The organism is Streptomyces changanensis (assembly GCF_024600715.1).
GTDB classification, from domain to species: domain Bacteria; phylum Actinomycetota; class Actinomycetes; order Streptomycetales; family Streptomycetaceae; genus Streptomyces; species Streptomyces changanensis.
Genome location: NZ_CP102333.1, coordinates 1 through 25,447 on the forward strand (window position 1 = coordinate 1; position 25,447 = coordinate 25,447).

Sequence of the window (25,447 nt, forward strand, 5' to 3'; positions counted from 1 at the left end):
GTCCCACAGCGCTGCGCGCTGTGCAAGCGAACCCCCGCGCTGCGCGCGGGGTTGCGCTCCGCTCCGCGGGAGCGCTGGTGGGCCGCTCCGCGGCCCACCCAACCCGCCCGCTTCGCGGGCGGGTTGACGCTCCGTTCGCTGCGCTCTCGGAGCTGCGGAACTTCGTCCCGCAGCCGGTCTTCCGCTTCGCTGCAGACCGACTGTGGCGGGTCCGCTGCGCTCCCCCGCCCCCAGGCTTTCCGGCTTCGCCTTCAAGCCTGCGGCCCGCTGGCGCGGGCCAGGCTGGCTACGGAGTCAGGGGGTTGGGCATCGGCGTGGTCAGAGGTCGCTGTCGATACCGGTGACGGCCGGCGGGCCGAGCGGGGCGTCGGCTTCCGCGATCCCTGCCTCCTTCAGCGCGGCTGAGACGAGCCTTGTGGCGTCTAGCTCGGCCTCGTACCGGTCTGGGGCGTCGACCTCGAGGCGGACGGAGAAGGTGCCGTCCTCGTGCAGTGTGAGGAGGTTCAGACCTTCACTCTCACTGACGTCCGTGTGCTGCGAGGACAGCTTTCGCTCGAGAGCCGAGCGCGCAGAGTCGGTGATGCCCGAGATGAAGGTGCCGGGAACAGTGATGACAAAGGTGGTCATGGCGACTCCTCGCATGGGACGGAGCTTGAATGTCGTCCTGCTTCCCTCATTGTCTGCAATGAACTCGTCTGGCCATGTCTGACCTGCCTGGGAGGTGAGCCGGTGACACCTTCACCTCTACTCCCGTTTGACTGCCCGGCTGCCAAGGGCACATGCGGTCACCCGTACGCGCCACGAAATCCAGGTTTGCGCATGTCAGGCTCAGGCGTTTGCGTGGCGTGGGGCGATGGCTCGTCGGGCGGCGTGATGTGCCGGCTTGCGTCCTGCGGCAGCCTGGAGGCGCTGCAACCACAGGGACGCGGCGCCGAGCAGGCCGGTGAAGACCGCCAGGAGGAGCAGGGAGATCCACATCTGCCGACTCCCGGGATGGACCCGTCCCGTCCAAGCCGCGGCGGCCGCCCACAGCAGGGCGCCTGCCATGTAGAAGGTACGGACGCGGCGCAGCTGCCGCACGGCCCGCGGGGGCATCGGGTGTTCAGTCTTCGGTGCCATGCCGGCCCGTGTACCCCGATCCGCGCTACTCACCGGGGGGTGGCAAGTGGAAGAGGGGGGTGGGGGCGGGTGGTCAGGTCGGTTGCGGGTGCATACGGAGTCGGCCATTCGGGGGCGGCCTGAATGGCCGCCAGGTCCCTGAACGTCTGGGGCTTTCAGCTTGCTGGCCAACCGGTTCTCAACCATCGACCAACTCCCCTCACCTCACTGTCCAGCTCCAACACCCTCCCCCACCACCCCGCACAACCCGCAAGACAAATCCGATCAGCCCACTCAACCGTATCCGCCCACCTGGACACCGAAATGAGAACCACACCGGACAAGAACACACGAGAACTCCCAGCTGGGCGAGCCGTTCTCCATGCCTGCTTCGCAGGCATGGAGACGCTCCGTTTGCTTCGCTCCCGGAGCTGGTGGGGGACTTCGCCCCCTGGGGCTTCCGCTGCGCTTCAGCCCTGCGCGGGGTTCGCTGCGCTCCCCCGCTTGATGACCTGTCCGTTGTGCTCCCAGGCCTAGCCCGCTTCGCGGGCTGCTGGCTGGGTGAGGGTCAGAAGAGGCCGAGTCCGTATGCGATCCCCCCTGCCGCGAAGGCGCAGCCGATCAGAACGAACCCCTGCCTGCTCACGTTCTCCACTCCAGTCCTCCCTGCCGTTTCACCCCAGCCCTGTCCGCTGCCCTCACGGCGACTACGCAACCGGGGGCCCGCTGTAGCGAAAAGCACCCCGAAAGCTATGAACAGCACCATGACCGCAATTCGCACCGCACTCCCCCTCCAACAGATGGCTTGCCCTGTACCCCCACGCCAGCCAGACATGCGGATGCCGCCCGAGGTGGCGTGGCCGCGATTGGGAAGAGCCGGGAGGAGTTGAGTGGGTGTCACTTCTTCAGGTTGGCTTACGGGGCCGCTTAACGGCTTTCGGCTACGTCAGGAGAGAGTCTAGGATTCGGTGTGCTTCATTTTGAGGAGCGGGATAGACTCTGGATTCGGATCACACCAACCCGGTTCGCTTCGGAGGGGTTGTTGAGCTCCATCCCACAGCATTGTCAGCGCTCTGGTGAGACAGAAGCGGCCAGCCGACCGCGATGGACCAACCGTAGCCCTGCAGCTCATCTACGCGGGTGTTTCCCCGCTTCTCGCCGCTCGAATCGACCGGACGGCACCCAGGAGAAGGCAGACGGATATGTCGACCACGAGCCGAGCTGATCAGCGCGAGGCAGCCCAGCGAGAAGCTGTTGACGCGGTGCTTAGTGCCCTCGAATTGCCTGCAAAATCGCTGGTGCCCGAGCGGGGGCTCCGAACGCAGGTCATCATGGCGACCGGGTCCGGGAAGACCCGGGTGGCGGTCCGCAGCGCGGAGGAGCTCCATGCGGGCCGTGTGCTGGTGCTCGTTCCCTCGCTGGACCTGCTGGCGCAGACCGAGGCCGCGTGGCGGGAGGGGGGCCGCAGGGGGCCGATGCTCGGGGTGTCCTCGCTGCGAGGTGAGGAGGTGTCCTTCCCCAACACCACGGACGTGAACGAGCTGGTGGAGTGGACGCGGGGCCTGGAGAAGGTGACCGTGTATGCCACGTACGCCAGCCTCGGTCTGGGCACGCTGGAGCGGGCGCACGCTGCGGGTTTGGCCGCTTGGGACCTGATCGTCGTGGACGAGGCCCACCGGGTGTCGGGCCGGATCGGGAAGCCGTGGGCGGTCGTCCACGACAACACCCGCATCCCCGCTCTGCGGCGCCTCTACATGACGGCCACGCCGCGGCTGTGGCAGCTCGGGGACGAGGACGAGGCCGGCGCACCCGGCGAGCTGGTCGCGAGCATGGACGACGACCCCGACGGGCCGTTCGGCAGCAGGGCGTACACGCTGACGCTCTCGGAAGCGATCGACCGGGGGATCTGTGCCCCCTACCAGGTCGTATGCGTGGACGTCACCGACACCCAGCTGCAGGCCGCGCAGCTCCTGGGCGCCGAGGGCCGCTCCGCGGAGGTCCGCGGGGCGCGGCTCGCCGCGCTGCAGACCGCCCTGGTGAAGGCTTCGGCGGAGGAGGGCTTTAGGCGCACGCTGGTCTTCCACCACGTGGTGAAGGAGGCCGAGGCGTTCGCGGCCGGCCTCCCGGACGTCGCCGCGCAGCTGCACGCCAGCGACCCGGAGCTGTATCCGCGCACGATCTGGGCGGACTGGCTGTGCGGTGATCACAAGCCGCTCCACCGGCGGCGTCTGCTGGGCGAGTTCGCGGCCGGGGTCGCCACGGACGGCACCGTGGTGGAGAAGTGCTTCCTGTGCTCGGTGAAGGTCCTGGGCGAGGGCGTCGACACCAAGAACTGCGACTCCGTGTACTGGGCGGACGTACGCGGCTCGATGCCGGACCTGGTCCAGGCTGTCGGTCGGGCGCTGCGGATGCAGCCGGGTGAGGGGAAGGTCGCCTCGCTCGTGGTGCCTGCCCTGCTCGGGCCGGGCGAGACGGCGGACAACATGCTGACCTCGCGGGCGTTCGGCGGGCTGGCCAAGCTGTTGGAGGCGCTGCGGGCTCACGATGCTCGGGTGGTGGAGCAGCTCGCCGAGCAGCAGGCGCAGAGCCGGGTGCGGGGGGTGCAGAGCCGCAGCGGGGCAGACGGTGAGGAAGCCGGGAGCGACCGAAGCGACCGTGGACTGTCGATGCCGGCACGGGCGCTGCTGAAGTTCTCCACGCCCCGCGACCCGGCGCAGCTGGCGGCGTTCATCAACCTGCGCGTCCTCGACCCGGAGCACGAGCATTGGCGGCGCGGGGTGGAGGCCGCCGTCATCTATCACCGGCTGCATGGCGACCTGCGGGTGCCGTTCACGTACCGCGTGCCCTCCGTAGACGACCAGGAGGCGGAAGGCGAGGGGTGGCCGGGCTCGCTTGCCGGGTTCCCGCTGGGGCAGTGGATCGCCGACGCCCGCCGCTTCTACGCCCGCGGCGAGATGGACGAGGGCCGTGTCGAGCAGTTGGAGAAGCTCGGCATGGTGTGGTCGCACTTCGATGTCGCGTGGGAGGAGGGCCTGGCCGCCGCGCGCGGGTGGGCCGAGACGAACGGGCACCTCCTGGCCCCGCTGGACGCCACCTTCCAGGGCTACCGGGTGGGCATCTTTTTGAAGAACGCGCGGGCCGCCGCCCGGAAGGCTGCCGAGATCGAGCGGCGGCGTGTCGAGGGGTTGCCGGTCGAGTCGTCGGCCGGGGCCCTGACAGACGAGCGGCGCGAGCAGCTGGAAGAGATCGACCCATCCTGGTGCCCGGCCTGGCCGGTGACGTGGCAGCGTGCCTTTCACCTGGTGCGGGTGCACCTGGACGCGGGTGGGGCGCTGCCCACTGAGACGGGCGAGGTCGTGTGCCAGGGCGAGGACCTCGGACGGTGGGGGCGGGCGCAGCGGCTGGGTTGGGAGAAGCTCACGACGGTGCAGCAGTGGATGTGCGAGCAGGTCCTTGGAATCACACCCGCCGGCGAGGACGAGAAACCGCTCCCGCGCCGCACGCAGGCCGACAAGTGGGCGATGAACTACGAGGCCGCCCGGCAGTACTACCAGCGTGAGGGGCATTTGCGGGTGCCGAGGAAACACGTCGAGACGATCGCCGTCGGCGGCGACGGGAGTAGCGGCGAGGAGCAGGAGGAACGGGAGCTGCGGCTTGGTGCATGGATCAGCAACCAACGCTCGCGGGCCGCGACACTGACACCGGAGCGGATCGAGCTACTGTCCGCCATCGGCATGCGATGGACGTGATGGGCGTGATGGGCGTCGTCGTCACCGCTGCCGCCGTACTCGCGGCCGGCTATCTGCTCGGGCGGCTGCGCCCGTGGCAGCATGCGGGTGACTGGGCGGCCGCTCAGGTCCGCTTCACCGGAGCGTGGGTCCGGGGCGGCACCGTGCGGCAGGCCGTCGTCGTCCTGGTCCACGTCGTCACCCCGCCGCGCATCAGCTGGCGCATCGTGTGTGCCCCGGCCACCGAGACGCGGGCGCTGGCACCGTACGCGATCCGGACTGGGTCGCCAACCGCTCCCGGGGAGAGCAGGAGTAGACGGTAGGTCTCCCACTCCCTTACTGGCGTTCGGCGCGCTAGAGGACTTCGACAGCGCAAGGCCCGGACCGGGTGTCCGGGCCTTCGTCGTGCCCGGGATCCTTTCTCGCCGCCGCTGCTGTCAGGGTCCCGGCTTCCGGCCCTACGGGGTGAAGGGAGCCGTGCCCGCCAGGACGAGACGCAAGCACCTGAGTCCTGTCACTGTGCCGCTCGCTCAGCCGAACTCATTCCGGGGGCAGTACCGATGAACACCCGCCAGACACCCGGGGCAACACCCGCGCCGATCGCCGTTACGCTGAACACGCCCACCCTGGGCCGGGCCGAGACCCCACAGGGACGCTCTCCAGAGAGCCGCCGCAGGACCGCCGACCGCGAGGCGCGCGCCACCCCCACGCGGACGACACCACCACAGGTGTCCGCCGTCTCTGTTCCTCCGCCTCGTAGGAGACTCCCGATGTCTCGGGACCCGCACCCGCGCTCCCCCATACCCGCCCGCCCCGAACCGCCCGGCCCGGCCGGCGCAGGGACGCCTTCGGAGACCCCGCTGCTGTCGGTGCACGCCGCCGTGGTGTTCCTGGCGGCCGTCATCATCGGCCTCGTCATGGGCGGCCTCATGTTCCTCCACGACAAGTCCGTGCCCGCGGCCGTCGCTGCGGGCCTGGTGGCCGCTGGAGGCAGCGTTCCTGTGCTGCACAAGCTGATCGGCTGACCGGCGGCGGGCGCCGAGTGCACATGCTGCGCCGGCGCCCGCCGCCTCCGTCAGGCTGCGTGTAACACGTGGGCCTGACCGCCTCGCCACTCCACCCGCTGCGGGTCGTCCCAGATGGCCTGGGGCCGTGTCGTCCACGGCGAAGCCGGTCCGGAGCGAGGAGAGCCCGCTGACCTGCGTGTCGACGCAGGGCGGGTCAGCGCCGGGCGGCCTCCAGGACCGCTTCCAGCTGCCGCAGCGGCTCGGCGCCGACGAACCGGAGGACGACGGTGTCGGCGCCCGACTCCCGCAGCGCGTCGATCCGTGCCGCGGCCCCGGCGGCGTCGCCGGAGACGGTGAAGACCTCCTCCTGCGGGCGGCCCAGCCAGGCGCCGTGCCCCTCGGTGTGCGGGTGCAGGGTCCGCGCGACCTCCTCGGGGTCGTCGCCGACGCAGGCGAACGCGAACACGTTCAGCGTGTGGTCGTCACCCGCGCCGCCCTTGGCCAGCAGCGCCCGGATGTGCTCCAGGTCCCGCGGTCCGTGGCCCTCGGCGATCAGCGTGCCGTCCGCGACCCGCCCGGACAGCTCCAGCGAGCGCGGCCGTACCACCCCCGCCACCAGCGGCGGCGGCTCGGCGGGCGGATGCACCAGCTCGATGCCGTTGATCCGCACCTCCCGCCCGTCCACCGTGACCCGCTCCCCGTGCAGCAGCGCCCGCACCGCGGTGATCGTCTCCTCCAGCAGGGCCAGCGGAGAGCGCGGCGCCACCCCGACCTGCTCCATCCACTCCCGTACGCCATGACCGATCCCGGCCACCAGGCGGCCGGGGAACACCCGTGCCAGCGTGGCCAGTTCCATCGCCAGCAGGGCCGGGCTGCGCAACGGCGCCGGGGCAATCCCGATGCCCACCCGCAGCCGCTCGGTCGCGCCCAGCGCCACGGCCGCCGCCGACACCCCGCCGTTCCAGCGCAGGTCCTCCACCACCCACAGGTCGTCCGCGCCGAGCGCCTCGGCCCGCCGCGCGAAGGCGGGCAACTCCTCGGGCACCCAGTCGCGGTCGTACATCACACCGATCCGGAGATTCGTCATGCGACGGAACCTACGGTCCGGCCGAAGAGGTGATCAACGGCTTTGCCGGTACGGGGTCGGCTGCCGACCGTCGCGGTAGGTGCCGGTGGCAAAAACGAGGCCCGGCACCGAGCAGGCACCGATAAGGGGGTGAGAGCGACGCCATCGTCAACTTCCTCGGTCCGCCAGCCGCGGATGTCCAGCAGCAGGCCGTCCAGTGGCCCGCCGACCAGTTCGGCGGGTCCGGTGCGGAAGCGGGCCGGGGTTGGGGGCGTCGTGCTCCGCGCCGTAGACGCGGCCATTTCGCAGCTGCTCGTCTCCGTTCATCCGATCAGCTTTCCAGCCGCCACCGACAACCGGGCAGAACCGGCGGGCCCGGCCTGGGTGGAGGCCGGGCCCGCTGTGCTCACCGCGGCTTGGGCAGCGACAGCGTCCGCCGCTCCTCACCGTGGCCGACGACCCGCCACACCGGCCGGTCGGCCCCGTCATGGGTGAGTTGGTGCAGGGTCGTCGTCGCCACGGTCATCTGATGGTTGCGGCGGGCGCGGCCAGGTCGGCCGGGCCACGCCAGGTCGGCGCCGGGAAGGCAGCGGCCAAGAGGCGGCGGAACGCCGAGGATGGGGCATCAGCACCCTGGTGCAGCACGCCCGGAAGCACAGCGGCGACACAGCGGCAGCCGAGACTGGGGAGCGGCGGCGGCACGGCGGACGGCAGCGGCCGGGGCGCGGACGGCGGCTCGGCCACGGCACAGTGGCCGGCACCTGCCCGACACGGGACAGGGCGACATGCGGTACGACGACGAGGAGCAGCCGCGGGCGGCGCACGGCGCGCGGCGGCGGGGTGGCCCGACGTCGGGGAGCGGCACAGCGACCCGACAACGGCCCAGCGGCCCAGCGGCCCAGCGGCCCGGCGGCCCGGCGGCCCGGCGGGCAAACGCAGCAGCGAGGCCTCCGAGGCAGGAGGCCGGCCGGAAGCCGGACCGCGGCCGGACCGCGGCCGGACCGCGGCGGCGGACGGCGGCGGCAGGACGGACACGGTCCAGCGGTGTGCCCGGCCAGCGCAGGGGCGGACGAGCCGCGAGGCAGATACCACGGTGGCTACGGGCGCGGCCCGGCGGCAGGACAGCGACAAGCCGTTGGACACGGCGGGCTGGCGGCGGCACAGCGGACACGCGGCGCCCGACAGCGAAGCCACGCCGGGCCGACCGCGGCGGCAGGACGACGGCGCGCGGCGGACGGCGCGCAGTCAACACGGCAAGGCAGCGAACCAGCAGCGGGCGGCAGCGACAGGACGGCGCGCGACGAGCGGGCAGGAGGTACGGGCCGGAGCGCAGCAGCCACGCGGCGAAACCAGGACGGCGCGCGGCCGGCGGACGGACGGCGGACGGACGGCGGACGGACGGCGGACGGACGGCGACAGCACGGCGCGCAGGCGCCGGAACGGCTCGGGGCACGGCCGGCGCGGGACCGGAGCTCAACGGCTCAGCGGCCCGGCGGACGGACCGGCGGACGGACCGGCGGACGGACCGGCGGACGGCGGCGCGGTGACGGCGGCACGGCCGGGGAAGGGCAACGAGCCGCCACACCGCCGCGCCGACGCCATGCTCCTGGAGCTGCTCCAGGGTAGTGACGACGACGGGCACCGCCTGGCTGTAGTCCTTCCGCCGTGATCCCCCGGTGGATGGTCTGGTACCGGCGCGGCGGCCGTACGGCGGAGTGGCCCGGGGGCCTGAGGCGACCTCGGCCGTACGGCGACCTCGGCCAGCGGCCGTACGACGGCCGGAGCCGGGGCGTGACCGAGGGTTCGACGGGTACACGCGGTCGCACACGACGGAGCGTCAGCGCACCACCGAGGAAGTGGGGTCCAACCATGATGATCGCCGGGATCATTGCCGTCTGCGTCATACTCGCCGTTCTGGCGTTCTTCCTGCCCCGCCTCTCCAAGCACCCTGAGCGCGGTACTCAGAAGACCCTCGGCCTGGGTTCCCGCGCGGGCGGCAAGGCCCCCGGCCCGCTGGGCCGCCTCTTCAGCAAGCCGTTCAGCAGCAGCTCGAAGGCGGTCGGCAAGAGTGGCACGGCCGGCCGCCGCATGCGGGGCCACATGCCCTTCTGACCCCACGTCCCACTCGGCCCGGCCCGCAATCCCCGTTGGCGGCCGGGCCGCGGTGTGTCTGCGAGGGCGAGCAGCAGAGTCTGCCCGCGCTGCTCGATCTCCTCGATCGGCTGGGAGAGGCAATCGGCAGCTTCGCGGAGAATGCCGTCGGCGAGGGCGCCGCGGCCGTCGTTCTTCGGCAGGGTGGCAGCGTGGCGCTGGTCGTCAGCGGCAAGCGCGCGGGCGTGGCCGGTGAGCTGGAGGGCGAGCTGCTCCAAGTCGCTGGCGGTGAGGGTGTCCTGGTCGGTCCACACGAGGACGGCCTTGACGAGGCACTCGTACGGTTCGCGATCGACCGGAAGCCCGGCTCGATCAGGCCGTCGGGGTCATACAGGACCGTGTGGGTGCTGGTGTACATGGCTGGCCTCGCTGCCGAGAGCGTCGTGTGCGGGTGTCCGGCGCTCACCAGTGGGGGTCCTCGCCGCCGCCAACTCCGTCGTCCTGGTCCAGGACGTGCTGGCCGAGGAAGCGGGCGTAGCGGCGGTCGGCGCGTGCCAGCAGGGCCGGGGAGGGTCGGCCGAAGGCGGGGGGCTGGAGGCCGCGTCCTTCGGGTGCGGGTCCGGGGGGTGTGGGTGCGCTCATGGGGCACAGCCTTCTGTTGCTGGGTTGCGCCGGTGCCGTTCGACGCCACGGAGGCCGCCGCGCGGCTCTCAACGAGATTGCGGGTGATTGCGGAAGTTCACTCCAGGGCGCCGGTCGCGGCCTGGATTAGGGCGCGGGCGGCGTCGCTGTAGACGGCCATCCCCGCGAGCCCGGCGTGAGCGACGTAAGGGCCGTCCCCGCCCACCCGTAGACCCGGGCGGATCGGCCGCCCACAACGGGGCTGGCGACCGTCCCGGCCCACGGCCACGGATCACCCCCAGCGGCGCAGCACCGCGCGTCGCGCGCGAAGGAGGGGACCATGGTTCGCGTCACCGGCATGGTCGCCTCCGCCAGCTTCAAGCCGCTCGTGGCCGTGCTCCAGGGCCTGCGCAGCCACGGTGAGCGCCTCGTCGAGCAGCTCGCCTCCCGCGCGCTCACCAGCGGCCAGCGCAAGGTGCACGTCCGGCGTGACGAGGAGGGGCGGATCGTCGGGGCCGGCGGTACGGGCGACGGCGAGGACCAGGAGCACGACGACACGCAGGCCGCCGCCGAAGCGGCGCTGCTGCACTTCTCCAGCCCGCGTGACGCCGCGACCATCGCCGCGTTCCTGCGCACCCGGGTCTACCGGCCGGAGTCGCTGGTGTGGCTGGAGGGCTACCAGGCGCTGCTGCGCTGGCGGAAGGAGAACGAGATCACCGGCCTGTACGCCGTTCCGTATGACGTCGAGGTCGAGGTCGGTGTCACCAAGGATTTCCCGCTTGGCCGGTGGGTGCATCAGCAGCGGAAGGCGCTGCGGGCGGGTGAGCTGGAGGAGCGGCGCAAGACCCTGCTGGACGCGCCGGAGGCCGGGATGGTGTGGGAGCCCGGTGAGGAGGCGTGGGAGAACAAGCTCGCCGCGCTCCGGGCCTACCGGCGGGCCATGGGGCACCTCGCGCCGCGTCAGGACGCGGTGTGGGGCGAGGGAGAGGCGATGGTGCCCACCGGGCAGCACATGGCCAACCTCCGGCGCAAGGGCGCCCTGGGCAAGGACGCGGAGCGGGCCGCCGTGCGCGCGCAGCAGCTGACCACGATCGATGAGGACTGGAACTGCCCGTGGCCGCTGGACTGGCAGCGCCACTACCGCGTCCTTGCGGACCTCGTCGACGCCGACGGCCACCTGCCCGAAATCGCACCCGGCGTCACGTTCGACGGCGATGACATCGGACGGTGGCTGGAGCGGCAGAAGAACCCGGGCACCTGGGCCCAGCTCCTCCCCGAACAGACAGGAACGGCTGACCAAGCTGGGCGTGCAACCCGCTCCGGCGCCGTCTCCCACCCCTGCGGCCACGCGCGCGAAAGGCCCGAGCAAGGCGCAGCAGGCGTTCCAGCGGGGCCTGGCGGCCCTCACGCAGTGGGTCGAGCGGGAAGGCGCGGACCGGCCCGTGCCAAGGGGACACAGCGAACAGATCACCGTCGACGGTGAGGCGGAGCCGGTGGTCGTGAAGCTGGGCGTATGGATTTCGAACACACGTGCGAGACGCGACAGGCTCACCGCTGCCCAGCTCGCCGCACTCGCAGCGCTGGGCGTGGACTGGGCGTGACACCGGCTGCGGCTGGTCGTTGAACAGGACGGTCAGCGAAGTGCACCGAGAGGCCCCGGGCGTCTTCGCCCGGGGCCTCGTGCTGTCAGCGCCGGCGGCTCCGCCCGGTCATGGCGCGGGCCTGCAACGCGAGGTGCAACACCGATTCCACGAACCTCGATTTGCGGCATCACCGCAGGTCAGAACGCGATGCGCGGCGGTGTTGCACTGAACATGTCGCCCTGGACGCTTTCGACGCTGCGGCCGCTCCGTGGCGTGAGGCCCTCAAGGACCTGGACGAAGACGTCCTCGCCGAGGCCGCCGCCGAAGCGCGGGCCTTCGGCCCCGGCCCGGCGGCCGCCGTCGACGAGCTGGGGCGCGGCCTGCTCGGGCAGTTGGCCGACTGGCAGCAGACGATCGGCGAGCTGGGCCGCGCGCTCACCACGGCAACTGAACGCCGACCGCTACCCGGCTGGTCCACTGACGCCGGCCGCACCGAGGACATCGGGTGGCGCCAGGCCCGCACCACGCTGCTCGAGGCCGTCGCACACCACCACCACGCTCACCTGCTCCCCGCCATCGTCGAGCCGGGCGGTGAGCTGGAGCTCCCCGCTACCCGTAACGGGCGCTTCAGGGGCGCGGTCATCCCAGAAGGCTGCGCGGTCAGCGACGCTGGCCGCCGCCGATGCGGCGGTCGTCGGCCAGTGCGGTAAGCGGGCCGAACTCGCGGGCAAGCTGGCTCCACGTCAGAACCTCGCCACAGCGGGCCGGGAACTCCTTCGGGTTGAACTCGGGCATGGTCCAGGTGCCAGTGCCCCGGTCCCGCAGCCACAGGTCCCCGTCACCGTCGACCACAGTCGGCGGGACCGGTACGGGCTCGGCCTGATCGATGGGCTCCCAGGTGACCCGGCCCGGGTGTGAAACGCGGCGCAGCTCGGTGGTGGCCAGCCGCGCTGCCAAGTCACGGGTGGACTCTTCGGCGTCCTTGACCGACGCGAGTCGGAATGCGTCGTTGAGTACGGGCAGGACTGGATTCTTGCTGCGCTTTGAACTCATACGCTGACTACCTCCGGTCGGGGGCGTCACATCCGTTATGGCACCCCGTAGAGCAACACGGTATCCGAGGCGGGAGCCGGGCCAGGCCTCCTCCGCTGGAACGGTCAGCAAGCCCGCCGACGCCCAGGAAGATGCTCTGCGCCAGGTCAGCGACTTGTTGGGTGAGGCGAGGAAGGCACTCGACACGCTGACGAAGTAGCTGGAAGCAACCGTCCAGCCCACGGTTCAGCCCCCGCTCGGTACAACCCTCTCCGGGGCGAGCGCGGCCTCCAGGCGGTCCAGCCGTTCGTAGAGAGCGTGAACGAGGCGGGCGCGGTTCTGAACGCAGCGCACGGTGCCCTCCAGGTCGCGGACAGCCGGCCTTCCGCCTCGCGCAGGACGACGTCGGCGAGCGCCTTGGGTCCGCTGTCCTTGGGCAGCTGGTCGGCGTGGCGGCGGACGTCGCAGGCGACGGCGCGGGCGTGGCCGGTGAGCTGGAGGGCGATCTGCTCCAAGTCGCGGGCGGTGAGGGTGTCCTCGCCGGTCCACGCGAGAGCGGCCTTGACGAGGCACTCGTACGGCATACGGCGAGATCCTCGGCGGTGTGGAGCCCTGCAGTCACCGGCCCTGCCCGGCCGGTCCCACGACCTGTTCCGTCGCCGACCTGTCAGGGGTAGTACGACAGGTAGACAATGGGGGACCAGGCAGTACAAAGAGTCCCGCTGCACGCTCGCACCTGAACCGTGTAGCTGGTGTATTGCCCCTTGGCGTGCGCGGCAGGCAGCGTCTTCTTACGTGAGCCAGCCGCACGGTCGTTGTATGTGTGGGTTTCGCCCGCAGGCGAGAGCGTCCACTTGACTTTGTACCACGCGGGCGCCTTGTAGCCACCGTAGTAGAGGGTGACCGTGTTCGTGCAGCGGTCGTATCGCGCGCCGGCATAGGGGGTCCCGGAGTGCTTCCACTTCAATGGACCGCTTCCTACGGGGGTGCCTTTGTTGAAGGTATGACCGTCCACATAGCACGGCGTATACGGAGCCTTATTACTCTGTGCCTGCGCGGTCATCTCTTTCGCGCCAGCGCCCGGGACGGTGAGGCCTGCCACGAAAAGCCCGCTGGCTACCGCGACCGTCATGGTAGTGCGCAGTTTGGTAGCTGGAAAAATCTTCATGTCGTACCCTCCCTTGCCTGAGCGGTGTAACCGATACGTCGTCCTGACACTGCGATTATCCCGTCGGTATAACTCTGACGCGACTCGTACGCTGCTGTGACCGGGCGGTTTTCAACCATCCGAACTCGAAGTGAATGCGCAGGTCGTGACCGACCCAGCCGGGCGATTGCTGTGGATCTCACCCGCGCTGCCCGGCCGCACCCACGACCTGACAGCGGCCCGCACCCACCGGATCATTCGTCTCTGTGAACGCCAGGGCGTCCCGATTATCGCCGACCGGGCCTACATCGGAGCAAGCTCATGGGTGACGACACCCCTCAGACGCCCACCGGGCCGCGAGCTCACCCCGACCCGGCAAACCGTCAACCGTGCGCTGTCCGCGGCACGGACCGGTCTAACGCGGCGTGGCACGACTGAAGTTTTTGCGCATCTTCCACAGATCCCGGTGCAGCCCGAATCGGATGACGTCAATCGCCGCGGTCGTCCTCACCCTGGAACGGCAACACTGAAACAGCTCACTGGTCAACCCCCGAGAATGGCGGCCCCGGGCTCTTTGGTCCCCGCTGAGGAACGTTCAGTTTCCGCGAGCTCGCGGGGATCTGGCCCCGGGCTTCCCTCTCCGACCCAAGCCGCCAAATAGAGGTCCCGGCGCGAGACGGACCTGGTCGCCGCCGACACCCCGCTCGGACCCGAGCAGGCCGCCGCCCGCCTCCGGGTCCGCCGTGCCGACTTCGACCACATGGTCCGGCTCGGATGGGTCCGCTCCCCGCAGTCGATCGAGGTCCGCTTCGGCACCAGCCGGGCCGGGGCCGTCGACGTCGCGCTCTACACCACGGCCTCTGTCGACGCGATCGCCCCCGCCCACCCGGAGGTCGACTGGGAGCAGCTGCGCGCGGTGGAGAAGGGCCGGCGCTCCCCGCTCGCCGTGCTGACGAAGCAGGCCGCCCCGGCCTGACCCGAGCCGCTGCTCGTCGTCGCCGCCCCCCCTGTACCGACAGGGAGGGGCAGCGACGCCGTGTGGGGTCAGCCGCGGCGGCGGAACAGGCCGCGGAGCTTGCCCGCTTCTGGTCGTGCTCCGGCTCCGGTTCTGGTGGCGTGGCGGCCTGGAGGCGGGCGGCTTCGGCGGCGGCTTCCTTGCGGGCGACGTCTTCGGCGTGGCAGTCGCCGCACACCGACAGGTCCCCGGCCTTCCAGGCCGTCCGGTGCGCGGTGGTCTCCTCCCAGCGCTCGTCGGTGAACTTCTGCCCGCACCGCTGGCACACCGGCCGCCTCGCCTCCCGCTTACTGATCGTTTCAAAATGAGTTCGGTGTAGGGGCTTGGCAGTCAGGTCTGGTGGCTGCAGAGTGGTGCGGGTGTCGGATGATCTTGTGCCTGATGAGCTGTGGGAACGCGTCGCTCCTCTGCTGCCGCCCCGGCCGCCGCGGCGTCATCGGTATCCCGGGCGTCTGCCGGCGGACGACCGTGCGGCCTTGCGGGGCATCGTGTATGTGCTGCGCAAGAACGTGAGCTGGAGGGACGTGCCGGCCGAGCGGACCGGCTGCAGCGGGGTGACGGCCTGGCGGCGGCTGCGGGACTGGACCGAGGCCGGTGTCTGGCCCCGCCTGCACGAAGTCCTCCTGGCCGAGCTGCGCAAGGCAGGTCTGCTCGACATGAAGGACTGCGCGATCGACGGCTCGCACATCCGGGCCCTGAAAGGGGGGCTCACACCGGACCTTCGCCGGTCGACCGCGCCCGGCCGGGCAGCAAGCACCACCTGATCGTCGACCGCCACGGCACACCCCTCGCTGTCACCCTGACCGGCGGGAACAGGCACGACGTGACCCAACTGACGCCCCTGCTGGAAGCGATACCCCGCATCCGCGGACTTCGCGGGCGGCCGCGGCACCGGCCGGGCCGGCTCTTCGCCGATCGCGGCTACGACTACGACAAGTACCGGCGGATCCTGCGAACCCGCGGCATCACACCCAAGATCGCCCGCCGAGGCGTGCCACACGGATCAGGTCTGGGCAAGACACGCTGGGTCATCGAGCGGACCTTCGCCTGGCTCCACCAGTTCAAACGCCTCCGCACCCGCTACGAGATACGCGCCGACCTCCACCTCGGCCTGCTCCAACTCGCCTGCAACATCATCTGCTTGCGACGCCTACGAACCTCCTTCTGAAACGATCAGTTAGCGGCCCACCCCGGGATGCGCGGCTGGAAGAAGTAGCCGGTGTTCTTGGCGACGGTGATCGCGGCGGCGGCCGGGCTGTCGGAACCGACCGGGATGTGCGGGTAGACGCAGTCGATCAGGTCGTACGACTCGTCATCGTTGCCGCCGGAGCCGACCACGGCGCACACCGGGTCGTGGTAACCGGTGGCTCCGGTCCACACTCCGGGCCAGTCGGGGTGCTGCTCAGTGACGTGCATGTCGCAGTTCTGACACTGGACCTTCTGCTCCCTGCCGGTCAGCTTCCCGGCCGCGCGAGCATGAGCGGCATCGAGGACGTGGCCGACCCGCTTCGGGGACTTGTGCCCGAAGCGGGAGCGGTCGCAGACCGGGCCGAACTCGTTTTCCACGCTGACCAGCACACCCGGCCAGTGTGGGTGCCGGTCGGTCACCGGCGCCCCGCAGCCGGCGCACCCGCGGGCGGTCAGGCCGTGCTCGCGGAACAGGGCGTAGGTCTCTTCCGGCAGCGTGGAAGAGCAGCATCCCCATTGCGTGCTCGGTATTGGTCACGAAGGCTAGTGACCGTCCGGACGAGCTGGTCAGCCACATCTCAAGCCGCCCGCTGTCGACCCTCGAGCGCTGCCGTGGCTGTCGCTTCGGGGAGACGTCGAGGCTGGCTGATCGGGAAACGGGAAGCGACCCGGCTGCTTTCGCTGAGAACGTTTCCGGTCAGCTTGCCTCTCAGAAAAAGTGCCTTGCGACAAGACAATCGTTGCCCCGCGACATGATTTGCGGCGGAAAAGCCGGTCGCATACTTGGCTAGTTCTCGACCGTGTGTGCGACTGGATGGCGGGCAGGTCCCGGCCGGCCGGAGCGCCGCTGTGGCAGCGTGTGCGGCTCCGGTGGCCGTTGGGGCCGCTGTGACATCTCTTCTCGTGGGGGGAAGTGCATGACTTCGCGTGCTTCCGGCACGCCTTCTCGGCGTGCCCGTATGACGGCAAGACACTCTCTGACGGCAGCGATCGCGGTTCTCGTGCTGGGCGCGTCGTCGCTGCCGGCGCTCGCCGCCTCGCCCGCGGCGGATCCGGGGCCCGGCTCGGTGTGGGGCAGGAAGGCAGCGCCTCTGGAGATCCCGCCGGTCAAGGTGGGATCGACCAAGCCCGTGCCCGGCAAGCCCGAGGCGGCGCCGACGAAGGAGGAGGCCGCCTGGCGGGCGGCACAGAAGGAACGTGCCCGCACCGGCAGTGTCCCCTCGAACGGGGGTGGGGTCACCGCCAACCGCACGGCCGGCGAGACTGGAACCCTGGTATGGGTGCCGCAGGGGCAGGGATCGGTGCCTTGGCATCAGATCTCGGATTTCCGTATCACCGACTCCCTCGTCGCGCGGATCAACCTGTCCAACGGCAACCTGATGCTGGCCGCGACCGATTTCGAGGTCGCCGGTGTAGGCCAGAAACTGCGCCTGGCGCGTACGTACAACTCGCTGCACGGGCCTTATGGCAAGGTGTCGGACCGCTGGTGGCAGGAGTACGAGCGCTACCTCCACGTCTTCACCAACTCGGTCGTCCTCTACGACGCGACGGGTGCCTCGGTCAGCTTCACGAAGAACGCCGACGGCACGCTCACCACGCCCAAGGGGTACTCGCAGGACCTGAAGAAGAACGCAGACGGCACCTACACACTGACCAACCGCAAGTCGGGCGTGAAGGACACCTACGACGCCAACGGGACGCTGACGAAGGTCACCGACCGCAACAAGGGCACGATCACGGTCGACCAGCACGACGAGACCGGCGAGCACAAGGGCTTCAAGCTGACCGAGACCCGCTCGGGCCGCTGGGTCGACCTGGTCAAGACGTACCCCAACCAGTGGCAGGCCAAGGACCACACCGGCCGCACCGCCGTCTTCGACCTCGACGGCGGCGGTAACCTCTCGCGCACCACGGACACCGAAGGTAAGAGCACGACCTACGCCTTCGACGCCGACGGGAGGATCACCAAGGTCACGACCCCCGAGGGGCGGGTGACGGTCTTCACCTACGACGCCCAGAACCGGGTCACCTCCATGCTGCGGGCGACCCAGACAGGCAGCTCCGGACACACCGGCCCCACCTATACCTACGCCTACACCGGCGTCTACCCCTCCGACGCGGGGACGACGACCGTCACCGACCCCGAGCAGCACGCCACCAAGTACGAGCACGACGGCGAGGGCAAGGTCACCAAGGTGACCGACGCGCTCGGCCACTCGCGTTCGAAGACCTTCGACGGAAACAACAACGTGCAGACCGCGACGGACGCAATGGGTGTCGGTGGCGTCGGTGGGAATGTCACCACCTACGGCTGGGACACTCGCAACAATCTCACCTCGGCGAAACTGCCCACCGGAGCCACTGCCACCGTGGCCGGTTATCAGACGCTCTCGGGCGCAGATCTGCCCGGCTCGATGACGACCGTCGACGGGGAGAAGACGGACTACACGTACGACACGGCCGGCAACACCACGTCGGTCGCCGTGACCGGCACAGGTGGCGGTACACAGTCCTTCGACTACAACCCCGCCACCGCGACCTGCGGTGGTTTCGAGGGCCAACGCTGCAAGGTCACGACGAAGATGTCGTCGACCAAGTCGGTCTTTACGTCCTTCACGTACGACGCGAAGGGCAACCTGATCAAGGTCACTCCCCCGGCGCCGCTCGGGGTGACGACGTATACCTACGACGACCTGGGACGGCCCGCCACCGTCAAGGACGGCCGAGGGGTCACCACCCTCTACACCTACGACCACCGCGACCGCATCACCAAGGTCGACACCTCCGGCTACGCCACCGTCACCTACTCCTACGACGGCGACGGAAACCTCACCCAGCGCTCCGACGGCACCGGCGTCATCACCTACGCCTTCGACCCGCTGTCCCGTGAGACCGTCCGGACCCTGCAGAACGGCTCCCAGACCCGCCTCACCTACACCCCGGCGGGCAACGTGGACACGTACGAGGACCCGGCCGGCCTGACCGACTACACCTGGAACGAGGTCAACAAGCTCACGCAGCTCAAGGACCCGACCGGGAAGGTCACCACGTACGCGTACAACAACAACGACATGCGTACGAAGACGACCTACCCCGGTGGCACCGTCCAGGAGGTCACGCTCGACAAGTCGAGCCGTCCGGAGAAGATCCGGGCGACGTCGCCCAAGGGCACGCTGGTCGACCTCGCCTACACCTACGGCTACGACCACGACGCGAGCACCACCACTCCCCTCAAGGACGGTGGCAAGATCCGCACCCGCACGGACGTGGTCGCGGGGATGAAGACGACCTACACCTATGACGGTGCGGGCCGGTTCTCCTACGCGAAGGAGGAGAAGGGCACCACCCTCAACTCGTCCTGGCAGTACTGCTACGACCTGGCTGGCAACCTCACCTCCCAGGGCGTCGACCCCGGCTGCCCCCGCGGCACCACCTACACCATCAACGACGCCCAGCAGATCACCGCGAAGAACGGCGTCGCCACGAACTGGTCCTACGACAAGGTCGGCAACGAGACCGCCGGCGCCTCCACCCCCGAAGGCACCCGCACGGCCGAGACGTGGTCCGACTACTCCCAGATGACGTCGGTCACCGTGGGGGCCAAGACCTACGCCGGCCAGTACGGCTCGACGGACCAGAGCGAGCGGATCAAGCTCGGCGCTACGTTCTTCCACAACGGGCCGCTCGGCCTGTCTGCAAAGAGCCTCGGCGGTGTCGACATGGGATTCAACCGTGAGCCCGGGGGCACCCTGAACTCCATGACGACCGGCGGCAAGTCCTACTACTACCTCACCGACGCGCTCGGTTCGGTCGTGGCGCTCGCCGACGAGGCCGGCACGAAGGTCAACACGTACTCCTACAGCCCCCGCGGCGTCCAGCGTGCCGGGACCTCGGAACAGGTTCCGCAGCCGTACCAGTTCGCCGGCGGTTACCACGACGCCACCGGCCTCTACCACTTCGCCGCCCGCTACTACGACCCCAACATCGGCCGCTTCACCAGCACCGACCCCTCCGGCCAGGAGAAGAACCCCTACCTGTACGCCGAGGGCGACCCCGTCAACCGCATCGACCCGCACGGGACCCTCAGCCTCAACGGCGTGATGGACACCGTTGGCAAGGCCGGGGACGCCATCGCGGTCGGTGAATTCGCCGGTCAGCTGGTGACGGGCGACTACAAGGCGGCTGCTGGAACAGCGCTCAGCTTCGCCGCCGACAAGGCGTTCACCGCCGGCTGCACCTACCTGACCGGGGGTGCCGGAGCAATCCCCTGCGCCGTCGGCGGAATGGCGGTCGGCGAAGCATCCGAGGCGGCCTACGAAGACGCCACAAGCTGAACCAAGGAAACCTCGACCGAAGGAGCTCTCGTGCGATCAGCTACTGATACGGCGGGCATAGCTTACAAGGGGCTCGACGGTGTCCCCCTGTGGCTCTTGTTCGGTATCGCCATCCTCGTCCTCGTCATCTTCGGCATCGCGCAAGCACGGAAGAGGAAGTAGCCGCCGCCGACGTGCCTTGGCTCCATAGGTGATGTATTCGGCGTGGGGAGGACGCTTCACAGCGTCCTCCCCCACGTCCAGGAGCGGGATCCGTTGTCCAGGCCGCCGGCCAGCAGCGCCAGCAGCTCGCCCTGGCCGGCCTGTGACGGCAGGTCTCCCGGATCCGGCAGGCTTCCCCGACTGCCCGGTGTGCGCCTACCGCATCACCGGCACCGCCCGCCTGTGCTCCGACTGCGCCGGCCATACCCTCCAGCGCAGCTTCGTGCCGTACGCCGGGGCGTCGGGGGCGACGTCCAGGCGCCCGGTGTCCGCGTCGAAGCCCACGGCCTTCACGTGCCCGGCGAGCTCGGGCGCGGCCGCGGCGAGGATGTCGCCGAACCGGGCGAGGACGCTGCCGCCGGCGGCCGGGGCGACCAGGCCGCGCTCGGTCACCATCATGCCGATCGCCGCGCCCAGCCCGAGCGGCTCGCGGCCGTCCCGCCGCAGAGCCGTGTCGGTGCGCCACTTCGGCTTCGTGGTGCGGGCGCCGTTCCTCTTCGCCGCCTCCCGTGCGGCGAGGAGGGCCTGGCGGGCGAGGTCGACGCCGGACAACATCTGGCAGGGCAACAGGCCGAACACGCTGGCGGCGTACGCCGAGCGGATCGCCGGCGCCCATCACTGGGACTTCTGGTGGGACTGATCCGCTCCCCGGGAAAGCCTAACTTGATCTTTAAGGTGCGTCGTCGAACGGTGCGTCGTACTTGATCACTCGGTGCGGTATCCGCCGTACATGGAGGCGGCCTTCGCCTGAACATGTGCTCCGGCTAAGACCGTGTCCTATGTGGTGAGGCGTCGTTGACTTCGGTATGGGGCGGGGTACGTGGAGTTGGATTGTTCCGGACGGGTTGTGGGAGATCGCGGAGCCGTTGATCCCGCCCTCCAAGGTGCGGCCACAGGGCGGTGGAACGCAGGACACGCCTGATGAGACGCTGTTCGCCGCGATCATCTACGTGCTGGTCAGCGGCTGCGCCTGGCGGGCTCTGCCGCCGTGCTTCGGCATATCGAAGTCGACCGCCCACCGCCGGTTCCTGATCTGGTCGAGGGCCGGGGTGTGGGGCCGGCTGCACGAGGAGATCCTGCACCGCCTGGACGACGCCGGCCTCCTCGATCTGTCCCGCGTCGTCCTCGACTCCGCACACGTGCGGGCTAAAAAAGGGGAGAACTCACAGGTCCGAGTCCCGTGGACCGGGGCAAGCCGGGTTCCAAGATGCACGTCCTGTCGGACGCGAACGGACTGCCCCTCGTTGTCGGCCTCACGGCAGCCAACACCCACGACAGCCAGGCACTGAAGCCCATGGTGCTCGGTCACCAAACGAGACTCGACCCCCATCGAGGCCGCTACTTCAAGCCTCAACGCCTGCACGCCGACAAGGCATACGACATCCCTGAACTGCGGAAATGGCTCCGCGGCAAGCGGATCGGCGTCCGCATCGCCCGCAAGGGCGTCGAGTCTTCAGAGCGGCTCGGGCGCCGCCGGTGGGTGATCGAGCGGACCATGTCCTGGCTGACCGGCTACCACCGACTCAACCACCGCTACGAGCGTCATCCCCGCAACTACCTGGCCTTCCTCGGCCTCGCCGCAGCCCTCTGCTGCTACAAACGCCTGGTCCGCCTCACCACATAGGACACGGTCTAAGGACTTGTTTCAGGGCAGGGCCGATGGCCGTTGGCCGGGGTTCTCCTGAGGGTGGAACGAGAGGTGCGCCCCGAGCGGACCGCAGGGCCACGGGCTGCCGAGTGCGGGCCCCGGCGGTCGATCGAGTGCGGGGGCGGCCCCGGCCGTATTGTGGTCCCATCACCCGAGGACCAGGGCCTGTCCCACGCACTCCATACCGGCGGGGGCCGGAGCGAGCCTGACCACCGACCCCGGACACTCAAGGTCGAGGCGCCGCCTGCCGGGCGAACTCCCCCGCGCCCGCACCCGGCCGGGACGGTGCGGGCGCAGGCGCGGGGTGGAAGGGTCCTCCGGGGGCCTTGCCAGTACGGCGAGCGGGACCGCGCTCAGGGTCTTCGCCCGGGGCGCGGTTCCACCTCGTCGTCCAGGCGCCAGGGGATGCAGGGTCAGCACGGAGACACCGGAACCGCTGTGGCGGAGCCCTGGCCGCCGTCGCCGGCGACGGGCCGGGTGAAGCGGTAGCACTGACCGACCGCTGTGTCCGGGCTGGAAAGCAGGATGGAGACGGTCACCAGGCCTGCCGTGCGCACCGCGCTCCTGACGTCGTAGGAAGGCAGCCGCCCCGTCGGATCCAGGGCCTCCTGCACTCCGGCTCGCGTCAGATCCCCGGCGGGCATGCTGGCGATGCGCGTTTGCGCGATGCGTACCAGACCGGCGATCGCGGTGCCCGGACGGCATACGTCGCCGTCCCGTTCGGAGACCCGCGACGTCCACGGCTGACCGGGGCGGTGGGCGTAGGCGAAGACGATGCACCGGGTCACCCGGACGGGCCCACCACCGGGGAGCAGGGCCTCTTCGTCGTACAGGGCGGATCTCGCGGCCGTGGCGGTGAACTCGCGGTGGGACGCGTCGTAGGTGATCACGGGAGCTTGCGTGTGCCGCCAGATCACGCCGATGAGAGCGTCGGTGCCGGTAGCGCCGCTCGTGCCGAGCGCGCGGGCCGTGGCGTCCGCCGTGGCACGGGCCTGCTCCAGGACCGATGCGGACGCCCTGTCCCTGCGCTCACTGCTGAGTTTCCCGTCGTGCCAGTGCCGATACCACAACCAGGAGGCGAGGACGCCGAGAACGGTGATCAGAGCGATCAGGATGGTCAGGCAGCCGGCGGTCGCGAGGCGGTTCGCCCGCCTCGCGACCACCGCGCTGCCCGTCTCGTCAGCTGCCACCAATTGCCCTTGTACCCCATGTCGACCAGTGCTTGGTCCATGACGCGAGCATAGCCCGTTGTACCGGCGCTCTTCGGGTGGAACGACTCCAGGCTGGCACAGACGTTCTCCCCGGGCCAGGACAGGCAGGGTGCCTGGTTGGCCGGATCCCCGTCGTGGAAGTCGCCGTCCCCGTTCGGCCCCGCCACGAGGCGGGTGATCCACTCGTCGCCGTCGCAGATCCCGTGTCCCCCGGAAGGCGGGGATCGGATCGGCGAAGGCAGCCTTGTACCCCGCCTTGCGCAGTTCCTCCACCTTGGCCTTCTGCTTGTCCCGTACGTAGTCGGCGAGGCAGTTCAGAGTGTCGAAGTCCGCTGTCACGCACTGGCTGGCACTGACCAGGCGGGGGTAGCCATGAGCACGATCCGCGCGTTCGGCGCGGCGGCCGCGATCTGGCTGATGGCTGTCCCGGTGTCCTCGACCGCCTGGTCCGCCTTGCCCGTGTAGTCGGCCGGGTCGCACACCCCCATGAACAAGACGTAGCAGTTCGTGACGGCGTTGGTGAAGTTGTCCCCGACCGAAGCCCAGCCGGGCTGCCAGCCGAGCGCCGGCCCGCCCGGCCAGCGCGAGCCCCATCCGCTCCAAGGCGCGGTTGAGCCGCATGGTGAACCGTGCGTGCGGGGCAGCCAACCGGGAGAACGGCTCGGCGAACCTCCGGCGCGGGCAGTCCGCCACTCCGCAGGTGAAACGCCGGACCGTCAACCGGATCACAAAGCCCTGCTCAGAGAGCGGAAGGTCCTTCAGCCTGCGCTGATAGCGGTCGTGGACTCGGTCCGAGAAGCGACCACAGTCCGGACATGCCGCCCCCACCGCGCGGCCTCTCGCCATCACCTCGACCGTGCCGAAGGCGGCCGTAACCGCCTCAACGTCCACATCGTCGATCCCCTCGAACACCAGCGACTCTCAGAACGGTGCATCGGTCTGCATGACCAGCACCATCACGGTCAACGACCGACTACAGCAGCCGCCGGCAAGAACCTGAGAAAGCGTCACTTCCGATCGTCTGACGACAAGGCGTACGCGATCTCACGCGAACCTGTCTCCTCGCAATCGAACAACGGGGTACACTTCGCGACGAATCCCCAAGATCTGTGCCAGAGCCGAGTTTTGATGTCGATGGTGTGTTCGATCGAGGGTTGCAGGATTTGCTTCATAATCCAGCTGTGGACATATCCGATGAGGGACAGTCGCTCGATCCGGTCTGGCTTGAGATCAACAACAACCTGTGTGGTGGCCTGGTAGGAGCCTCGAGTGCATCGTTGGTGGCCGAGCGGTTCGTCGGGGCTGGTTGGAGTTCCACATCAGGCTCGTCGTGTGAGTCGTATGAGGTCGAGGCCAGCTGGTGTCGAATCGAGGTCGACCCGACCGACGAGGGGACGCTCCTGAACGGAGTTGTCGATCCTCAACGGTTCGAGGATCTGGCAGCGCTGCTGACCCGGTTCGGTCTGCTGTTCAGTCTTGAGCTCTATGGCGATGACGCGGAACTGCTGCGGGAGATCGAAGCTGGAACCCCGTGAGCGCCTCATGGCGCAGCTCGGCGGTCTTTCAGCCGACTGCTCGCTCCGCTTGAGCTTCGGTCGCGTCGAGGCGGTGGGACTCGGTTCCGGTCTGGATGATGTTGCCGCCGAAGGTGAGCCGGTCGACGGTGGCCGCGCAAAGCCGGGGATCGGTGGACGTCTTCGTCCAGCCTCCGAACGAGTCGTTCGAGACGATCGCCACGTTGTTCTTTTCCTCGCACTCGGTCAGAACCTGGAAGAGGAGCTCGGCGCCGCGGCGGTCGCGTTCCATGTAGCTGAGTTCGTCGACGGAGAGCATGTCGACGCGGCCGTAGCGGGCGATGGTCTTGGTCAGCTCCTTCTCATCGGCAGCCTCGACGAGCTCGGCCCTCGGCTACAACGACAAGACAGCCACCCACCTGGTCACCGAAACAGTAAGAACCAGGAGCCGACACGCCCCCGGCGACCACACCCGGTGAACCGCGACGTCGCTTCCTCACTCAGGGAACGAAAAGCCCAGCTCACGCAGACGGGGCAAACACGCTGCGAGGCATTGCTCCATCGACGCGGCGTCCGTTCGCACAAGGACGTCCTCGCGCGACGGTGCTCCACTGGCGACGAAGGTCCAAGGCTTGCGCCTCTCCGCCATCCGCTCGGTGTCGGCCTTGACCAGCACCGTTACGCCCTGTTCAGCCAGCGCTTCCATGATCGCGACGACGTCCACCGACACTCCCCCGAAGCGCTTCGACTGTGCCACCGGACGAACATACCCACTCCGGGCCGGACCCTTAACACCGCTCCCCTCACCTGAAGCGACCACTCGTGGCGATTGGAGCTGGAATACGCGGCACCTCAACATGCGAGCCCACCAGTCCCGAGGTCGTTGTTGTGCTGCGCGAGCGGGATACCCTTCTCGGCCATGTGCGTGTTCGCGCCCGCCACGACCTGGGGACGGGCGCGGTG

At 69.6% G+C, this 25,447-nt stretch carries 20 protein-coding genes and 6 pseudogenes; 12 read left to right on the forward strand and 14 right to left on the reverse strand.

Features of this window, described 5'->3' with window-relative positions:
- Nucleotides 1-318 precede the first annotated feature (318 nt).
- Together NRO40_RS30040 and NRO40_RS30045 are read right to left on the reverse strand one after the other, a co-directional pair.
- Nucleotides 319-627, reverse strand: coding sequence for a hypothetical protein (locus tag NRO40_RS30040; protein WP_257375591.1), 309 nt, complete (start codon nucleotides 625-627; stop codon nucleotides 319-321).
- Between the two features lie 201 nt (nucleotides 628-828).
- Nucleotides 829-1,119 (reverse strand): DUF2530 domain-containing protein, encoded by a 291-nt coding sequence (locus NRO40_RS30045; RefSeq protein WP_058945324.1) that lies wholly within the window; start codon nucleotides 1,117-1,119, stop codon nucleotides 829-831.
- Between the two features lie 1,181 nt (nucleotides 1,120-2,300).
- Here NRO40_RS30045 and NRO40_RS30050 point away from each other — a divergent pair.
- From NRO40_RS30050 to NRO40_RS30060, 3 genes are all read left to right on the forward strand, one after another.
- The gene (locus NRO40_RS30050; RefSeq protein ID WP_079047540.1) at nucleotides 2,301-4,847 is read left to right on the forward strand and encodes a DEAD/DEAH box helicase; all 2,547 of its coding nucleotides are present in this window, start codon (nucleotides 2,301-2,303) and stop codon (nucleotides 4,845-4,847) included.
- Nucleotides 4,838-5,149, forward strand: coding sequence for a hypothetical protein (locus tag NRO40_RS30055; protein ID WP_058945326.1), 312 nt, complete (start codon nucleotides 4,838-4,840; stop codon nucleotides 5,147-5,149). Before NRO40_RS30050 ends, NRO40_RS30055 begins: the two co-directional genes overlap by 10 nt.
- A gap of 447 nt (nucleotides 5,150-5,596) precedes the next feature.
- Nucleotides 5,597-5,851 carry a hypothetical protein gene (locus tag NRO40_RS30060; protein ID WP_023591431.1) on the forward strand — a complete coding sequence of 85 codons (255 nt, stop codon included), beginning with the start codon at nucleotides 5,597-5,599 and terminating at the stop codon, nucleotides 5,849-5,851.
- 196 nt (nucleotides 5,852-6,047) lie between these two features.
- On the opposite strand, the gene NRO40_RS30065 is transcribed toward NRO40_RS30060, so the two are convergent.
- Nucleotides 6,048-6,920: an LLM class flavin-dependent oxidoreductase gene (locus NRO40_RS30065; protein ID WP_058945327.1), complete on the reverse strand. Its 873-nt coding sequence runs from the start codon at nucleotides 6,918-6,920 to the stop codon at nucleotides 6,048-6,050.
- Nucleotides 6,917-7,226: pseudogene (locus NRO40_RS30925) on the reverse strand (hypothetical protein). The gene NRO40_RS30065 and the pseudogene NRO40_RS30925 overlap by 4 nt, the downstream one beginning before the upstream one ends.
- Nucleotides 7,227-8,768: 1,542 nt before the next feature.
- Here NRO40_RS30925 and NRO40_RS30070 point away from each other — a divergent pair.
- Entirely contained in the window at nucleotides 8,769-9,011 is a 243-nt protein-coding gene (locus NRO40_RS30070) for a DUF6411 family protein (RefSeq protein WP_023591429.1), read from the forward strand.
- 441 nt (nucleotides 9,012-9,452) lie between these two features.
- Here the strand turns inward: NRO40_RS30070 and NRO40_RS30080 are convergent, their stop codons facing one another.
- Nucleotides 9,453-9,632: a hypothetical protein gene (locus NRO40_RS30080; RefSeq protein WP_058945329.1), complete on the reverse strand. Its 180-nt coding sequence runs from the start codon at nucleotides 9,630-9,632 to the stop codon at nucleotides 9,453-9,455.
- Nucleotides 9,633-9,963: 331 nt separating this feature from the next.
- Here NRO40_RS30080 and NRO40_RS30085 point away from each other — a divergent pair.
- Together NRO40_RS30085 and NRO40_RS30090 are read left to right on the forward strand one after the other, a co-directional pair.
- Nucleotides 9,964-11,212 (forward strand): annotated as a pseudogene (locus NRO40_RS30085) (helicase associated domain-containing protein); the annotation flags it as partial.
- Nucleotides 11,213-11,322: 110 nt separating this feature from the next.
- Entirely contained in the window at nucleotides 11,323-11,904 is a 582-nt protein-coding gene (locus tag NRO40_RS30090; RefSeq protein WP_157901982.1) for a hypothetical protein, read from the forward strand.
- Here the strand turns inward: NRO40_RS30090 and NRO40_RS30095 are convergent.
- From NRO40_RS30095 to NRO40_RS30105, 3 genes and pseudogenes are all read right to left on the reverse strand, one after another.
- Nucleotides 11,855-12,247, reverse strand: a complete 393-nt coding sequence (locus NRO40_RS30095; RefSeq protein ID WP_058945513.1) for a hypothetical protein — start codon at nucleotides 12,245-12,247, stop codon at nucleotides 11,855-11,857. The two genes, NRO40_RS30090 and NRO40_RS30095, sit on opposite strands and share 50 nt — an antisense overlap.
- 225 nt (nucleotides 12,248-12,472) lie before the next feature.
- A pseudogene (locus NRO40_RS30100) lies at nucleotides 12,473-12,810 on the reverse strand (DUF6415 family natural product biosynthesis protein).
- Nucleotides 12,811-12,893: 83 nt separating this feature from the next.
- Entirely contained in the window at nucleotides 12,894-13,394 is a 501-nt protein-coding gene (locus tag NRO40_RS30105) for a hypothetical protein (protein ID WP_157901981.1), read from the reverse strand.
- Nucleotides 13,395-13,524: 130 nt separating this feature from the next.
- Between NRO40_RS30105 and NRO40_RS30110 the strand changes: the two are divergent.
- The 3 genes and pseudogenes from NRO40_RS30110 to NRO40_RS30120 form a co-directional block, all read left to right on the forward strand.
- Nucleotides 13,525-13,903: pseudogene (locus NRO40_RS30110) on the forward strand (transposase family protein); the annotation flags it as partial.
- Between the two features lie 230 nt (nucleotides 13,904-14,133).
- Nucleotides 14,134-14,349: a hypothetical protein gene (locus NRO40_RS30115; protein ID WP_058945512.1), complete on the forward strand. Its 216-nt coding sequence runs from the start codon at nucleotides 14,134-14,136 to the stop codon at nucleotides 14,347-14,349.
- Between the two features lie 398 nt (nucleotides 14,350-14,747).
- Nucleotides 14,748-15,556 (forward strand): IS5 family transposase gene (locus NRO40_RS30120; RefSeq protein WP_198549469.1). Its coding sequence is split into 2 segments (ribosomal slippage): nucleotides 14,748-15,087 and nucleotides 15,087-15,556, totalling 810 coding nucleotides; the frame shifts between segments, so codons are not numbered across the junction.
- A 5-nt stretch (nucleotides 15,557-15,561) separates the two neighbouring features.
- On the opposite strand, the gene NRO40_RS30125 is transcribed toward NRO40_RS30120, so the two are convergent.
- Nucleotides 15,562-15,954 carry a hypothetical protein gene (locus tag NRO40_RS30125; RefSeq protein ID WP_157901943.1) on the reverse strand — a complete coding sequence of 131 codons (393 nt, stop codon included), beginning with the start codon at nucleotides 15,952-15,954 and terminating at the stop codon, nucleotides 15,562-15,564.
- A gap of 581 nt (nucleotides 15,955-16,535) precedes the next feature.
- Here NRO40_RS30125 and NRO40_RS30130 point away from each other — a divergent pair.
- Entirely contained in the window at nucleotides 16,536-19,910 is a 3,375-nt protein-coding gene (locus tag NRO40_RS30130; protein WP_079047503.1) for an RHS repeat-associated core domain-containing protein, read from the forward strand.
- Nucleotides 19,911-20,267: 357 nt separating this feature from the next.
- Here the strand turns inward: NRO40_RS30130 and NRO40_RS30135 are convergent, their stop codons facing one another.
- Complete coding sequence (locus tag NRO40_RS30135; RefSeq protein ID WP_232791264.1) at nucleotides 20,268-20,690, reverse strand: DUF721 domain-containing protein; 423 nt, start codon at nucleotides 20,688-20,690, stop codon at nucleotides 20,268-20,270.
- A 227-nt stretch (nucleotides 20,691-20,917) separates the two neighbouring features.
- Between NRO40_RS30135 and NRO40_RS30140 the strand changes: the two genes are divergently transcribed.
- A protein-coding gene (locus tag NRO40_RS30140) for an IS5 family transposase (RefSeq protein WP_107115251.1) occupies nucleotides 20,918-21,735 on the forward strand; the annotation gives its coding sequence in 2 pieces (ribosomal slippage) (nucleotides 20,918-21,266 and nucleotides 21,266-21,735; 819 coding nt in all).
- A 437-nt stretch (nucleotides 21,736-22,172) separates the two neighbouring features.
- On the opposite strand, the gene NRO40_RS30145 is transcribed toward NRO40_RS30140, so the two are convergent.
- Together NRO40_RS30145 and NRO40_RS30150 are read right to left on the reverse strand one after the other, a co-directional pair.
- Complete coding sequence (locus tag NRO40_RS30145; protein WP_257375599.1) at nucleotides 22,173-22,949, reverse strand: hypothetical protein; 777 nt, start codon at nucleotides 22,947-22,949, stop codon at nucleotides 22,173-22,175.
- A 729-nt stretch (nucleotides 22,950-23,678) separates the two neighbouring features.
- A pseudogene (locus tag NRO40_RS30150) lies at nucleotides 23,679-23,816 on the reverse strand (transposase family protein); the annotation flags it as partial.
- A gap of 335 nt (nucleotides 23,817-24,151) precedes the next feature.
- Between NRO40_RS30150 and NRO40_RS30155 the strand changes: the two are divergent.
- Entirely contained in the window at nucleotides 24,152-24,505 is a 354-nt protein-coding gene (locus NRO40_RS30155; RefSeq protein WP_157901945.1) for a hypothetical protein, read from the forward strand.
- 28 nt (nucleotides 24,506-24,533) lie between these two features.
- Here NRO40_RS30155 and NRO40_RS30160 read toward each other — a convergent pair.
- Nucleotides 24,534-24,869 (reverse strand): annotated as a pseudogene (locus NRO40_RS30160) (ATP-binding protein); the annotation flags it as partial.
- Nucleotides 24,870-24,980: 111 nt separating this feature from the next.
- Complete coding sequence (locus NRO40_RS30165) at nucleotides 24,981-25,241, reverse strand: hypothetical protein (protein ID WP_232791265.1); 261 nt, start codon at nucleotides 25,239-25,241, stop codon at nucleotides 24,981-24,983.
- Nucleotides 25,242-25,447: the final 206 nt, after the last annotated feature.

What these genes read in the sequence shown, in the direction of transcription:
- NRO40_RS30040 (WP_257375591.1), bottom strand. Translation starts at nt 627, where the DNA reads ATGACCACCTTTGTCATCACTGTTCCCGGCACCTTCATCTCGGGCATC.
- NRO40_RS30045 (WP_058945324.1), bottom strand. Translation starts at nt 1,119, where the DNA reads ATGGCACCGAAGACTGAACACCCGATGCCCCCGCGGGCCGTGCGGCAG.
- NRO40_RS30050 (WP_079047540.1), top strand. Translation starts at nt 2,301, where the DNA reads ATGTCGACCACGAGCCGAGCTGATCAGCGCGAGGCAGCCCAGCGAGAA.
- NRO40_RS30055 (WP_058945326.1), top strand. Translation starts at nt 4,838, where the DNA reads ATGGACGTGATGGGCGTGATGGGCGTCGTCGTCACCGCTGCCGCCGTA.
- NRO40_RS30060 (WP_023591431.1), top strand. Translation starts at nt 5,597, where the DNA reads ATGTCTCGGGACCCGCACCCGCGCTCCCCCATACCCGCCCGCCCCGAA.
- NRO40_RS30065 (WP_058945327.1), bottom strand. Translation starts at nt 6,920, where the DNA reads ATGACGAATCTCCGGATCGGTGTGATGTACGACCGCGACTGGGTGCCC.
- NRO40_RS30070 (WP_023591429.1), top strand. Translation starts at nt 8,769, where the DNA reads ATGATGATCGCCGGGATCATTGCCGTCTGCGTCATACTCGCCGTTCTG.
- NRO40_RS30080 (WP_058945329.1), bottom strand. Translation starts at nt 9,632, where the DNA reads ATGAGCGCACCCACACCCCCCGGACCCGCACCCGAAGGACGCGGCCTC.
- NRO40_RS30090 (WP_157901982.1), top strand. Translation starts at nt 11,323, where the DNA reads ATGGCGCGGGCCTGCAACGCGAGGTGCAACACCGATTCCACGAACCTC.
- NRO40_RS30095 (WP_058945513.1), bottom strand. Translation starts at nt 12,247, where the DNA reads ATGAGTTCAAAGCGCAGCAAGAATCCAGTCCTGCCCGTACTCAACGAC.
- NRO40_RS30105 (WP_157901981.1), bottom strand. Translation starts at nt 13,394, where the DNA reads ATGAAGATTTTTCCAGCTACCAAACTGCGCACTACCATGACGGTCGCG.
- NRO40_RS30115 (WP_058945512.1), top strand. Translation starts at nt 14,134, where the DNA reads ATGGTCCGGCTCGGATGGGTCCGCTCCCCGCAGTCGATCGAGGTCCGC.
- NRO40_RS30130 (WP_079047503.1), top strand. Translation starts at nt 16,536, where the DNA reads ATGACGGCAAGACACTCTCTGACGGCAGCGATCGCGGTTCTCGTGCTG.